Source organism: Corynebacterium sp. Marseille-Q4381 (genome assembly GCF_036881695.1).
Lineage (GTDB): Bacteria > Actinomycetota > Actinomycetes > Mycobacteriales > Mycobacteriaceae > Corynebacterium.
Genome location: NZ_JBAJNR010000008.1, coordinates 41,828 through 55,159, shown reverse-complemented (window position 1 = coordinate 55,159; position 13,332 = coordinate 41,828). Strand labels below are relative to the sequence as shown.

Here is a 13,332-nt window from a genome sequence, read left to right as displayed (position 1 = left end):
GAGAGAAGCATGCAGACCACATTGCAGGTGCTTGCAACAATCGCTGGCGCGGAGACCGTCAACCCGCCGGCGGCGCCGCTGACCGTGACGCAGATAACCCTGGACTCGAAGGCGGTGGAGCCGGGCGGGATGTTCGCGGCACTTCCCGGCACGCGGGTCCACGGGGCGGAGTTCGCCGCCGCGTCCCCGGCGGGGTCGATCCTGACAGACCGCGAGGGCCTTCGCATCATCGAGGCTGCGGGCGATACGCGCCCGGTGCTGGTGGTGGACGACGTGCGCGCGGTCCTTGGGGTGGTGGCGGCTGAGGTGTACGGGTGGGCGTCGAAAAGCATGAAGCTCATTGGCGTCACCGGAACGTCGGGCAAAACCACAACCACGTACATGCTTGAGCGGGGGCTTGCGGCCGCCGGGTGCAAGGTGGGGCTGATCGGCACCACAGGCACGCGTATCGACGGCCGCGACGTCCCCTCCCAGCTGACCACCCCCGAGGCGCCGAAGCTGCAGGAGCTGTTCGGGCAGATGCTCGCCAGCGGGGTCACGCACGTAGTGATGGAGGTCTCCTCCCACGCGCTAATGCTGGGGCGCGTCGGGGGCACAGACTTCGACGTCGCCGGGTTCACCAACCTTTCGCAGGACCACCTCGATTTCCACCCTACGATGGAGGACTACTTCGCGGCGAAGGCGCTGTTCTTCGACCCAGCGTCGGACCTCGCCGCCCGGCGAAGCGTGATCTGCGTGGACGACGAGTGGGGCGAGCGGATGGCGGGCGTGGCCCAAACGCCAGACCTTGTTGGCACACGTGGACAGTCCGGGCTGACCGTGGCCGCCGAGCAGCGCGGCACGCACGCGAACGGCGCCCAAGACATCAGGCTCACCGTCGACGGCGCCGCGTACGACCTGCGGCTGCCAATGCCGGGGGAGTTCAACGTGGCGAACGCGGCGCTTGCCGTGGGCCTGGCGAACGCGGTGGGCGCGGACGTCGAAGCGTTCATCCGGGGGCTGGAAAACGCCGCCGTCCCAGGCCGCATGGAGCGCGTCGACGAGGGCCAAGGGTTCGTAGCGGTAGTGGATTACGCTCACAAGCCTGCGGCAATCGCCGCGGTGCTGGACACGCTGCGCAGCCAGGTCGCCGGGCGCGTCGGGGTGGTTGTGGGCGCCGGCGGCGACCGCGACGCCTCCAAGCGCCCCATCATGGGGGCCGAAGCCGCGCGCCGCGCGGATTTGGTGATTGTGACCGACGACAACCCGCGCACCGAGGACCCGGCCACGATCCGCGGCGCGGTGCTTAAAGGCGCCCGCGAGGCAGCTGGCCCGGACACCGAGATCCGCGAAGTCGGCGGCCGCGGCGAGGCGATTGCGCAGCTCGTGGCGTGGGCGCGCCCGGGCGACGCGGTGATCGCGGTAGGCAAGGGCCATGAAGTGGGCCAGATCATCGGCACCACCACACACCACTTCGACGACAGGGAAGCGATGCGCGAAGCGCTCGCTGCATCCAAGGAGGAAAAGGCATGATTCCGCTGACGCTTGCGCAGATCGCGGAGATCACCGGCGGGCAGTTGAGCCCGGAAGCGCAGCCCGGCGCAAGGGTGACCAGCTTCGTCGAGTTCGACTCGCGGAAGATCACCCCGGGCGGCCTGTTCGTCGCGCTTCCCGGTTCGAGGGTGGACGGCCACGACTTCGTCCCGAAGGCGGTTGAGCAGGGAGCCGCCGCGGCGTTGACCACGCGCGAGGTGGGCCAGCCGGCCGTAGTGCTTCAGAAGGTGAAACGCGCCGACGGCGACAACAGCGACCTCGCCACGAACGACCCGGACGGTTCGGCGGCAGGTGTTGTGCGCGGGATGAGCGCGCTGGCCGCCCATGTTGCGCGCGAGTTGGCCGCAAACAGCGGCCTTGTCATTGCCGGTGTCACCGGCTCCGCGGGCAAAACCTCCACCAAGGACCTGTTGGCCGCGGTGCTCTCGCGGGGCGGGGAGACGGTGGCCCCGCCCGGATCCTTCAACAACGAGATCGGCCACCCGTACACGGTGCTGCGATGCACCGAAGACACGCGCTTCTTAGTCGCGGAGATGTCCGCCCGCGGCATCGGCCACATTGCGCACTTAGCGCAGATCGCGCCCCCGAAGATCGGCGTGGTGCTCAACGTCGGCTCCGCCCACCTCGGCGAGTTCGGCTCCCGCGAGAACATCGCCCTGGCAAAGGGAGAGCTGGTGGAGTCGCTGCCCAGCGCCGCGGACGGCGGAGTGGCAGTGCTCAACGCCGACGACGACCTCGTCTCCGCGATGCGCTCGCGCACCAGCGCCCGCGTGGTCACTTTCTCCGCCGACGGCAACAACGACATCGCCTCCGGCAAGCCCGCGGACTACTACGCCACAGACGTCGAACTGGACGAGCTGGCCCGCGCAACCTTTACCCTCCACAGCCCCGGCGCGAAGCCGCAGCCGGTCCGCCTGAACGTCTTCGGCGCGCACCAGGTTTCCAACGCCTTGGCGGCCGCGGCGGTGGGCATCGAGTGTGGCATTGACGCGGCCACGGTGGCGGACGCGCTGAGCAACGCCTACTCGGTGTCGGTGGCCCGCATGGATGTCAACACGCGCCCCGACGGCGTGACGGTGATCAACGACGCCTACAACGCCAACCCGGAGTCCATGCGCGCCGCGATTGCCGCGCTCGGCTTCACCGCCGCCGCGCGCCCCGGGGTGCGCTCCATCGCGGTGCTCGGCGAGATGGCGGAGCTGGGCCAAGACGCCGCCCAGGCGCACGCAGCCATGGCCGAGGAGCTCGCCCGCTACCGCGTCTCCCACCTTGTCACCGTCGGCGACAACGACGCTGTCGGGGCGCTTGCGTCGAGCGCGCGCGAGCACGGCATCGCGGTCGAGGAAGTTTCGAACGCCGCGGCCGCGGCCGAGGCGGTGGAGGCCATTCTCGCCGCCGCGCCGAGCGGCGTCGCCGGCTGGCACGAGCGCGAACACCGCGATGTGGTGCTGGTGAAGGCGTCGAACTCGCTGGGCCTGTGGGCAGTGGCGGAGCGGCTCATGCCTGCGCATACCCTTGAGGGCGAACGATAGGAGAGACATGATTCAGCTCATCATCGCCGGCGTGGTCAGCTTCCTCACCGCTATCTTCACCACGCCCGCGCTCATCCGGTATTTCCACCGCCGCGAGATGGGGCAGGAGATCCGCGAGGACGGCCCGCAGTGGCACGCCAAGAAGCGCGGCACCCCGACGATGGGTGGCATCGCGATTTTGCTCGGCATCACGCTTGGGTATCTAGCCAGCGCCACCTACGCAGTCGCGGGCGGGCACGCGGGATTCACCGCCTCCGGGTTGATTGTGCTCGGGTTGACCCTGGCACTAGGGCTGGTGGGCTTCGCCGACGACGGCATCAAAATCTTCTTCAAGCGCAACCTCGGCTTGAACAAAACCGCGAAGTTGGTCGCACAGTTCCTCATTGCGATTGTGTTCGGGTTGCTGATTACCCGTTTCCCCGACAGCAGCGGCGTGACTCCCGGCTCGACCTTCTTGAGCTTCACGCGCGACATTGAAACGCTCGGCATCGGTGCCACCGGCGGCGTGATCGGCACCGTGGTCTTTTTGCTGTTCATCTACATTCTTTTGGCCGCCTGGTCGAACGCGGTGAACCTCACTGACGGGCTCGACGGGCTTGCCGCGGGCACCACCGCGCTGGTGATGGCCGCGTACACCTTCGTCACATTCTGGCAGTTCCGGAACTCGTGCGAGACCGCCGCGGCCCCAGGCTGCTACACGGTGCGCGACCCGCTGGAGCTTGCGGTGCTCGCCGCCGCCGGCTTCGGCGCGTGCATGGGCTTTTTGTGGTGGAACGCCGCACCGGCCAAGATTTTCATGGGCGACACGGGCTCGCTCGCGCTTGGCGGCCTGGTCGCCGGCCTGTCCGTCTGCTCGCGCACAGAGCTTTTGATGGTCATCATCGGCGCGCTGTTCGTGATCGAGGCTACGTCCGTAGTCATCCAGGTCGCGTCGTTCAAGACCACCGGCAAGCGCGTGTTCAAGATGGCGCCGTTCCACCACCACTTCGAGCGCAAGGGCTGGCCGGAAACCACGGTGGTCATCCGCTTCTGGCTGATCGCGTCGATGGCCGTGGCGCTGGGCCTCGCCGTGTTCTACTCCGAGTGGCTCTTCCAGATCGGGGTGCACCTGTGATTCCGGCCGAGTTCGACCGCGGGGTCATCGTCGCCGGCGCCGGGGTTTCCGGCATCGGCATGACAAAGCTCTTTCAGCACCTCGGCGTGCCGGTGATCGTCGCCGACGACCACGCCGAAGGCCGCGCCCGCGCTGAGGCGCTGGGGGCTGAGGCGGTCACCACAGACGCCGCTCGCGAGCGTTTTGCGGATGTCGGTGTGGTGGTCACGTCCCCAGGTTGGCGCCCCGAAAGCCCGCTGCTTGTCGACGCCGCGTTTGCCTCCCTCCCCGTCGTAGGCGATGTCGAGGCGTGCTACAGGCTCGACCGCGCCGGCTGTTTCGGCGAACCGCGCCAGTGGCTCGTGGTCACCGGGACCAACGGGAAGACCACCACGACCGGCATGCTGGCGGCGATGATGGCCGAGGCCGGCAAGGCAACCGGCAAGCGCGCCGCCGCGTGCGGCAACATCGGGGTGGCCGTCGCTGAAGCACTCATGGCCACCCCCCGAGTCGACGTGCTTGTTGCCGAGCTGTCCAGCTTCCAGCTCTTCTGGTCCGACCAGCTTGTCCCGGATGCGGGCGTGCTGTTGAACCTGGCGGACGACCATATCGACTGGCACGGCTCCTTCGAGCACTACGCGCTGGCGAAAGCGCGCGTGCTGCAAGCGCCGCACGCGGTGGCCGGCATCGACAACGAGCATGTCCGCGAACTTGTCGCCCGCTCGGGGCGCGACGACATCATCGGCTTCACCCTGGGCGAGCCTGGCCAAGGGCAGGTTGGTGTGGTGGACGGGCGCATCGTCGTTAAGCGCAATGCTTCCGCCACCGACCTCGCGTCCGCCGAAGGGATCGAGCCAGCCGGGGCCGCGGGCGTGCTCGACGCGCTGGCCGCGGCCGCTGTGGCGTGGACCCAGGGCGCGGCGCCGGAGCACATCCAGACTGCGCTGGAAGGCTACCGCGTCAGCGGGCACCGCGGTGCGGTCGTGCACTCGGCCCGCGGCGTGCAGTGGGTGGACAACTCCAAGGCGACGAACCCGCACGCGGCAGACTCCGCGCTCTCCGGTGCGGGCGACGTGGTGTGGATCGCCGGCGGGCAGCTTAAAGGTGCCGCGGTGGATGAGCTCGTTGCCGCCCACAAGGACCAGCTGCGCGCAGTTGCGCTCCTTGGCGCCGACCGGGAGGTGCTGCGCGAGGCGCTTGCGCGCATCGCGCCCGAGGTCGACGTCTTTGTCACGGACTCCACCGACCCGGATGCGGCGATGGAGGAGGTCGTGGGCTACGCCGCGGCGAAAGCTCTGCCCGGGGACACGGTGCTTTTGGCGCCGGCGGCGGCGAGCCTGGATATGTATCCGGGAATGTCTGCGCGTGGCGACGCGTTTGCCGCCGCCGCAATGAGACACTGCTAGGCAGCAACCTCAACTAGAGGTTTACACTGACCCCTAACGTAGCGATCTCGAGCGAAAGGCCAGATGCACCCGTGACGGTCCGCAACCCCGCCAGCACACCGGCCCCGCAGTCCGGCGTGGCCCGCCGAAACCGCAAGCTGCACCAGGTCATGGAGTCCTACCCGCAGCTGGACTACACCATGATCCGCACTATTGTGCTCGTGCTCGCGGGCCTTGGCGTGGTGATGGTGATGAGCTCCTCCATGGCCACCTCGTTCGCGCTGTCGGAGTCGCCGTGGGCGCTCGCCGCGCGCCAGACCATGATGGTCTGCGCCGGCCTGTTCGCGTTCTGGGTGGCGTTGAAGACGCACCCGGAACGGCTGTACAAGTGGTCGTCGTGGATCATGCTCGCCGCGGTGGCGCTTTTGATCGCCGTGCTCATCCCCGGCATCGGCACGGGCAGGGAAGAGGTGGGCTCCCAGTCGTGGATCGTCGTCGGCCCGCTGCGCCTCCAGCCGTCGGAGGTTGCCCGCGTCGCCATCGCGATCTGGGGCGCGCAGGTGCTCGCCGGGCGCGACCCGCGTTGGCTGTTCAAGGCCAACAACGGCTTCCCGCAGTTCATCGTCGTCTCGCTGATCTGCGTGTTCCTGATCGCCATGCAGGGCGACCTGGGCATGGCGATGTCTTTTGCCATCGTCGTCGGCTTCATCCTCCTTTTCGCTGGAGTGTCCTGGAAGGCGATCGGCATGATCGCGGCCGCCGGGCTTGTCGCGTTGACCATCGCGTTCCTCTCCGGGGGCTTCCGCTCGCACCGCTTCCACGTTTACTTCGACGCGCTGTTCGGCCACTTCGAGGACACCCGGGGCGTGGCATTCCAGTCGCACCAGGGCTTTTTGTCGCTTGCCGACGGCTCCCTGTTCGGCGTCGGCCTCGGCCAGTCCCGGGCGAAATGGTTCTACCTGCCGGAAGCCCGCAACGATTTCATTTTCGCGGTCATCGGCGAGGAACTTGGCCTGTGGGGCGGCGCACTGGTGATCTCCCTGTTCGCTCTTCTCGGCTACTTCGGTCTGCGCGCGGCGCGCCGCGCGCAGAGCCAGTTCCAATCGCTGATGGCGGCGGCGTTGACCGCTGGCGTGGTCTCGCAGGCGTTCATCAACATCGGCTACGTGGTCGGCCTGCTGCCGGTCACCGGCATCCAGCTGCCGATGCTGTCCGCCGGCGGCACCTCCGCCATTATCACCCTCGCCGCCATGGGCGTGCTCGCCTCGATCGCGCGCCACGAGCCCGACGCTATCTCCTCTATGCAGAACCACGGCCGCCCCGCCTTCGACCGCATGCTTGGCATCCGCGAACCGATGACCTTGGACCAGCTGCGCGGTGCTCGCCCCAAGCGAACCTCGGCCACCCCGCGGGCGTCGCGCCCGGCGCGTGCGCCGCAGGCGCAGCAGCGCCAAGCCCGCTACGGTACCCCGGTAACAGGCGCCCGCCCGCCGCGGCCGCCGCAGCCGGCCCGGCAGGCAACCGCGCGCCCGAACCAGCGCCGCCGCACCACCGCCTACGGTGCCCACGGGGCTAGCGGCGCCCGCGGCGCCCGGGCGAGCCGCGAGAGGGGCTAGAAAAGAAGTATGAGCGAGAAGCACCTAAGCGTTGTCGTCGCCGGCGGCGGCACCGCGGGCCACATCGAGCCTGCGCTTGCCGTCGGCGAAGTGTTGCGCGATATGTACCAAGCTAACGTGGTGGCGCTCGGCACTGAGCGCGGCCTGGAAACCAGCATCGTGCCGGCCCGCGGGTTCGAGTTGCAGCTGATTGACCCGGTACCGATCCCGCGCCGCAAGCCGTGGCTCTTGCCCGGCGTGCCGGTGAAGCTGGCCAAGTCGGTCAACCAGACGCGCCGGGTGCTGAAGAACGCCGGCGCGCAGGCTGTGTTCGGCACCGGCGGCTACGTTGCGGCCTCGGCGTACCTCGCGGCGCGCAGCCTGGGTCTGCCGTTTTACGTGCTGGAGACAAACGCGCTGGCGGGAATGGCCAACAAGCTTGGCGTCAAACTCGGCGGCGTGGGCCTGAACGCCGTGCCGAACTCAGGCATGCCGGGCGACGTGGTGGGCATCCCGGTGCGACCGGGTGTAGGTGTTGACCCCGACGGTGTGAAGGCCGAGCGCGGCCGTAAGATGTGGCACCTCGAGGAGGGCAAGAAGACCCTGCTGGTCACCGGCGGTTCCCAGGGCGCGGTACGCATCAACGACGCGCTTGCTGGTGCGATTGAACGCCTCACCGCCGACGGGTACCAAGTCCTGCACGCCTACGGCCGCAAGAACGATGCGCCGGCAGCGGTAGACGGCTACACCGCCGTGCCCTACATCGACGATATGGAGGCGGCGTACGCCGTGGCAGATGTTGTTTTGTGCCGCTCGGGCGCGATGACGGTGGCGGAAAACTCCGCGGCCTCGCTGCCCGCGATCTATGTGCCGCTGCCGCACGGCAACGGCGAGCAGGGGCTGAATTCTGCGCACCTCGTCGCCACCGGCGCCGCGCTGCGCATCGACGACGCCGACCTTAACCCCGACACGCTGTACCAGGCGGTGTCGCGCACGCTTGGGGACGATGCGGAGCTTGCCCGGATGCGCGCCGCGCTGAAAGAAACCGGCGCCGGCAACGTGGCAGAAGAAATCGCCCGCCGCATCGCCGAAGCGGCGGCGAAGTAAGCGGAAGAAGGAGACCGAAACCTTATGAGCACGAACGACACCCCTGTTGATCTCTCCCGCGTCCACCTCATCGGCATCGGCGGCTCCGGCATGTCCGGCGTCGCGCACATTCTTCTAGACCGCGGCGCGGTGGTGACCGGGTCCGACGTGAAGGACTCCCGCCCAGTGCGCACGTTGCGCAGCCAAGGGGCGCACGTCGCGGTGGGGCACGCTCGCGAAAACCTTGAGCTGGCCGGCGAGCTGCCCACCGTGGTTGTGACCAGCTTTGCGGCAATTCCGAAGGACAACCCCGAGCTGCTGCGCGCCGCGGAGGAGGGCATCCCTGTCATCCGCCGCTCCGACCTTTTGGGCGAGCTGATGGAAGGCCGCACCCAGGTGCTGCTCGCGGGTACCCACGGCAAGACGTCGACGACGTCGATGACGGTGGTCGCCCTGCAGGCCGCGGGCGCTGACCCGTCGTTCGCCATCGGCGGTCAGCTCAACCGGGCAGGCACGAACGCGCACCACGGCCAGGGCGATGTCTTCGTCGCCGAGGCCGACGAGTCGGACGCGTCGCTGTTGCGCTACAAGCCCGATGTCGCCGTGATCACCAACATCGAGCCCGACCACCTCGACTACTTCGGCTCCCGCGAGGCGTACTTCGAAGTTTTCAACGATTTCGCGGACCGCGTGGCACCCGGCGGCCATCTCGTGGTGTGCCTCGACGACGACAACGCGGCCGCATGCGGCAAGCTCGCCGCGGAGCGCGGGGTGCAGGTTGTCGGTTACGGCACCTCGGAGGCCGCGGCGCGCCACCCGGAGATTGCCCCGGGGGCAGTGCTTGTCGACGAAGCCTTGGACACCGCCGCCGTCGCCGTCACGGTGCAGCTGCGCGCGGGGGAGAGCGAGACGCCGCGCCAGCTGCGCTACACGCTCGCTATCCCGGGCCGCCACATGGTGCTCAACTCGCTCGCCGCCCTGCTCGCCGGCGCCCTGACTGGCGCGGACTCGGAGCGCCTCGCCGCGGGCTTGAGCGAGTTCACCGGCGTGCGCCGCCGCTTCGAGCTCAAGGGCGAGGTCACCGGGGGCGCGTTCGCCGGCACCCGCGTATACGACGACTACGCGCACCACCCGACGGAAGTCGCGGCCGTGCTCAACGCTGCCCGCGCTCAGGTTGAGGCCGAGGACGAGGGCGCGCGCGTCGTCGTTTGCTTCCAGCCCCATCTGTACTCCCGCACTCAGGAATTCGCCGTCGAGTTCGCCGAGGCGCTCTCGCTCGCCGACGCCTGCGTGCTCCTCGACATCTACGGCGCCCGCGAAACCCCTGTCGAGGGCGTCAGCTCCCGCATTATTGCGGAGCGGATGGACGCCGCGACCGAGGTCCGCCTCGAGCCGGACTTCTCTGCGGCGCCGGCAACCGTTCGATCGTTGACCCGCCCGGGCGACATGGTGTTCACCATGGGCGCGGGCAGCGTGACCCTGCTCGGCGACGAGATCCTCGCCGAACTCGCGCAGGGATAAGGGCGCGCCGATGTCGACAAAGGTGATCGAAGCGCCGCAGGAAGCCCCGAAGCGCGGCAAGCGGCGCGCGCTGATCTCGCTCGCCGCTTCCGCGGCGGTGCTCGGCGGCCTCGCGGCGGTGGCGCCGTTCACCCCGGTGATGCCGGTGCGCACAGTGGCAGTGGACGGAAACCACATCTTGAGCAGCGAGCGCGTGGAAGAGCTCGCCGCTATCCCGCCGGAGACCCCCATGGGCAAGGTCAACCTAAAGGACGCGGCGAACGGCGTCGCCTCCGACCCCTGGGTGAAGACGGTGACGGTGTCGCGCAACTGGCCGTCAACCATTGACGTTGCCCTCTCAGAGCGCGCTGCGGTGGCGTTCGTGGCGGAATCCGACGGCACGCACCTGATCGACGAGGAGGGGGCAGACTTCCTCATCGCCGACCCGCCGCCGGAGGCCATCGAGCTGGTCAACGCACCTGTGCAGGATCCGGAAGCGATGGCGGATGTGGTGGCTATCGCCGCGTCGATAAGCAACCGTGCTCGAGCTGCGGTAGCCGCAATCGAAGTGCAACCGAACAACTACGTGCTGCGCACGGTGGACGGCAAACGGATCACGTGGGGCGCGTCCGAGGACAACGAGAACAAGTCGTACGCCCTCGAGGCCGTGCTGCAGATGGAGGGCACCGAGTTCAACATCGTGAACCCTCAGCTCGTCGGCGTGAAATAGTTCCGCAAAACCCCAGGTCACAACCCTAAAGTAGAGGTTGAGGGTCGAGACACGCCGACTGGGAACACGAAAATCCGCGCCTTTTCCTTAATGATGGGAACCACGTTAACTACTTGCTTCCCCTCACTACGTTGAAAGGCGAGAATCCTCTCATGACCTCTCCCGCGAACTACCTCGCCATGATCCGCGTTGTCGGTGTCGGTGGCGGCGGCGTCAACGCTGTCAACCGCATGATTGAGGAGGGTTTGAAGGGCGTCGAATTCGTCGCCATCAACACCGACTCTCAGGCGCTGCTGTTCACCGATGCGGACACCAAGCTCGACATTGGCCGCGAGGCCACCCGGGGCTTGGGCGCCGGCGCTAACCCGGAGGTGGGCCGCACCTCCGCGGAGGACCACAAGCAGGAGATCGAGGAGTCGCTCAAGGGCTCCGACATGGTCTTCGTCACCGCCGGCGAGGGCGGCGGCACCGGCACCGGTGCGGCGCCGGTTGTTGCCGGCATTGCCAAGAAGATGGGCGCGCTGACCATCGGTGTTGTCACCCGCCCGTTCTCGTTCGAAGGCAAGCGCCGCACCCGCCAGGCGCTCGAGGGCATTGAGAACCTGAAAGAGGTCTGCGACACCGTCATCGTCATCCCGAACGACCGCTTGCTCCAGCTCGGCGACGCTGAGCTGTCCATGATGGACGCGTTCCGCGCAGCTGACGAGGTGCTCTACAACGGTGTTCAGGGCATCACCAACCTGATCACCATCCCGGGCATGATCAACGTGGACTTCGCCGACGTGCGCTCCGTGATGGCCGACGCAGGCTCCGCGCTCATGGGCGTCGGCTCCGCGCGCGGCGACAACCGCGTGATGACCGCGACCGAGCAGGCGATTAACTCCCCGCTGCTGGAGACCACGATGGAGGGCGCGAAGGGCGTGCTGATCTCCATCGCCGGCGGTTCCGACTTGGGATTGCAGGAAGTTCACACCGCCGCCTCCATCGTCGAGGAGAAGGCCGACGACGACGCCAACATCATCTTCGGCACCATCATTGACGACAACTTGGGCGACGAGGTCCGGGTGACCATCATTGCCACCGGCTTCGACGAGGTCGCCAACAAGCTGCCGCAGCCGAACGAGCCGGCACATCACGGCCAGCAGGCGGCGCAGGCCCCGGGCGCGGACAACGCCGGCGGCTCCACCGCGGTCAACGTCGAGCAGTCCGCCAAGCCCGCCGAGCCCGCGACCCCGGCGCCGGCGCGCGGCTCGCTGTTCGACGACCGCTCCTCCGGCGACGAGTACCAGGCTCGCCACCGCTACGAGGCGGACCGTCCGGGCCTGTTTACCAACCCCGAGACCGAGCGCCGCGAGGTGCCGCGCGAGGAGTACCGCACCGAGACCCGCCGCGGCGGTTTCGACGACGACTTCGACGTCGACGTGCCGGACTTCATGCGCTAGTTTGGCCGCATGGCAGATCTTTCTTCACGCCCCGTCCGCATGGTGTTCACCACCAGAGCAGGCGGGGCGTCGTCGTCCCCGTACGACTCGTTCAACCTCGGTGCCCACGTCGGCGACGATGCCGCGAGTGTGGCAGCCAACCGCGAGCGCCTTGCCCGGGTGTTGGGCATTGCGCCGGAGCAGTTTGTGTGGATGGAGCAGCTGCACACCAACACCGTCACCGTCGTCGACGGTCCGCAGGCGGAACCGGTCGAGGCAACCGACGCCGTGGTGACCCGCGAGGTGGGCCTTGCGCTTACCGTGCTGGTGGCCGACTGCGTGCCAGTCCTTTTGGCTGATCACGCGGCTGGCGTAATAGCAGCCGCCCACGCCGGGCGCCTGGGCGCGCGCAACGGGATCGTGAAGAAGACGGTGGAGACGATGGTGTCGCTGGGTGCCACCCCGGCAAACATCCAGGCGCTTCTGGGCCCGGCTGCGGCTGGAGCGTCGTACGAGGTGCCGGCGGAGATGGCCGCGGACGTCGAAAAGCACCTGCCCGGCTCGCGCACCACCACTGCGAAGGGCACAAGCGGGCTGGACCTGCGCGCGGGTCTCGTGCGGCAGCTGATGTCGTTGGGTGTGACCGCAATCGACGCAGACCCGCGCGACACCGTCACCGACACCGACTTCTTCTCCTACCGCCGCGAAGGAACCACGGGCCGCCAGGCCGGCGTGATCTGGTTGACGGGGGCGAAGTAGATGATTTCGGAAAACCTTGAGCAGGTGCGGGCGCAGATCCGCGAGGCTGAGGCGCGCGCCGGGCGGCCGGAAGGCAGCGTGGCGCTGTTGCCGGTGAGCAAATTCCACCCAGCCGAAGCGATCCGCGAGGTTGCGGCCTGCGGCATCACGCTGGTGGGCGAGAACCGCGAGCAGGAGGCGCGCGACAAGGCGGCCGAGCTGGGCGGGACCTGCGGGATCGCCATGATCGGCCAAATCCAATCGAAAAAGGCCAACGCCGTTGCGCGCTGGGCTCGCGAGGTGCACTCGCTCGACTCGGTCAAACTCGCGGCGGGGCTTGACCGGGGCATGGCGCTGGCGCTCGAGCGCGACGACCGCACGTCGAGCGTGCTGCCGTGCATGCTGCAGGTGTCCTACGATGGCGACACCTCCCGCGGCGGGGTGGCGCGCGAGGGGGTCGACGTACTCGTCGCCGCTGTGGAGGAGGCCGAGCACCTCCACCTCAAAGGATTCATGGTGGTGCCCCCGCTTCACACCGACCCGCGCGAGGTGTTCACAGAGCTTCGGCTGCTTACCGACGCCCACGCCGTATCCCTCGGCCGCCCCTTGCAACTTTCCGCGGGCATGAGCGGCGATTTCGAAGCAGCAATTGCGTGCGGCTCCGATATCGTGCGTGTCGGAACCGCTGTCTTCGGACCCCGGCCCGTAGGCTGATCTCA

At 68.2% G+C, this 13,332-nt stretch carries 11 protein-coding genes; all 11 read left to right on the top strand.

The window, feature by feature from the left end:
• The first annotated feature begins 9 nt into the window (after window positions 1-9).
• The 11 genes from V6D40_RS08080 to V6D40_RS08030 all read left to right on the top strand — a co-directional run bounded on the left by V6D40_RS08080 (window position 10) and on the right by V6D40_RS08030 (window position 13,327).
• Window positions 10-1,512 (top strand): UDP-N-acetylmuramoyl-L-alanyl-D-glutamate--2,6-diaminopimelate ligase, encoded by a 1,503-nt coding sequence (locus tag V6D40_RS08080; RefSeq protein ID WP_334289848.1) that lies wholly within the window; start codon window positions 10-12, stop codon window positions 1,510-1,512.
• Window positions 1,509-3,065 carry a UDP-N-acetylmuramoyl-tripeptide--D-alanyl-D-alanine ligase gene (locus V6D40_RS08075; protein WP_334289847.1) on the top strand — a complete coding sequence of 519 codons (1,557 nt, stop codon included), beginning with the start codon at window positions 1,509-1,511 and terminating at the stop codon, window positions 3,063-3,065. Before V6D40_RS08080 ends, V6D40_RS08075 begins: the two co-directional genes overlap by 4 nt.
• A gap of 7 nt (window positions 3,066-3,072) precedes the next feature.
• Window positions 3,073-4,179, top strand: coding sequence for a phospho-N-acetylmuramoyl-pentapeptide-transferase (gene mraY, locus V6D40_RS08070; protein WP_334289846.1), 1,107 nt, complete (start codon window positions 3,073-3,075; stop codon window positions 4,177-4,179).
• The gene (gene murD, locus V6D40_RS08065) at window positions 4,176-5,564 is read left to right on the top strand and encodes a UDP-N-acetylmuramoyl-L-alanine--D-glutamate ligase (protein WP_334289845.1); all 1,389 of its coding nucleotides are present in this window, start codon (window positions 4,176-4,178) and stop codon (window positions 5,562-5,564) included. Before mraY ends, murD begins: the two co-directional genes overlap by 4 nt.
• A 71-nt stretch (window positions 5,565-5,635) precedes the next feature.
• Window positions 5,636-7,159, top strand: a complete 1,524-nt coding sequence (locus tag V6D40_RS08060; RefSeq protein WP_442891904.1) for an FtsW/RodA/SpoVE family cell cycle protein — start codon at window positions 5,636-5,638, stop codon at window positions 7,157-7,159.
• Between the two features lie 9 nt (window positions 7,160-7,168).
• On the top strand, window positions 7,169-8,245 hold the full coding sequence (locus tag V6D40_RS08055; RefSeq protein ID WP_334289844.1) for a UDP-N-acetylglucosamine--N-acetylmuramyl-(pentapeptide) pyrophosphoryl-undecaprenol N-acetylglucosamine transferase: 1,077 nt from the start codon (window positions 7,169-7,171) through the stop codon (window positions 8,243-8,245).
• Between the two features lie 24 nt (window positions 8,246-8,269).
• Window positions 8,270-9,745: a UDP-N-acetylmuramate--L-alanine ligase gene (murC, locus tag V6D40_RS08050; protein WP_334289843.1), complete on the top strand. Its 1,476-nt coding sequence runs from the start codon at window positions 8,270-8,272 to the stop codon at window positions 9,743-9,745.
• 10 nt (window positions 9,746-9,755) lie between these two features.
• Window positions 9,756-10,454 carry a cell division protein FtsQ/DivIB gene (locus V6D40_RS08045; RefSeq protein ID WP_334289842.1) on the top strand — a complete coding sequence of 233 codons (699 nt, stop codon included), beginning with the start codon at window positions 9,756-9,758 and terminating at the stop codon, window positions 10,452-10,454.
• Between the two features lie 152 nt (window positions 10,455-10,606).
• Complete coding sequence (gene ftsZ / locus V6D40_RS08040; RefSeq protein WP_334289841.1) at window positions 10,607-11,896, top strand: cell division protein FtsZ; 1,290 nt, start codon at window positions 10,607-10,609, stop codon at window positions 11,894-11,896.
• A gap of 9 nt (window positions 11,897-11,905) precedes the next feature.
• Window positions 11,906-12,634 (top strand): peptidoglycan editing factor PgeF, encoded by a 729-nt coding sequence (pgeF, locus tag V6D40_RS08035; protein ID WP_334289840.1) that lies wholly within the window; start codon window positions 11,906-11,908, stop codon window positions 12,632-12,634.
• Entirely contained in the window at window positions 12,635-13,327 is a 693-nt protein-coding gene (locus tag V6D40_RS08030) for a YggS family pyridoxal phosphate-dependent enzyme (RefSeq protein ID WP_334289839.1), read from the top strand.
• Window positions 13,328-13,332: the final 5 nt, after the last annotated feature.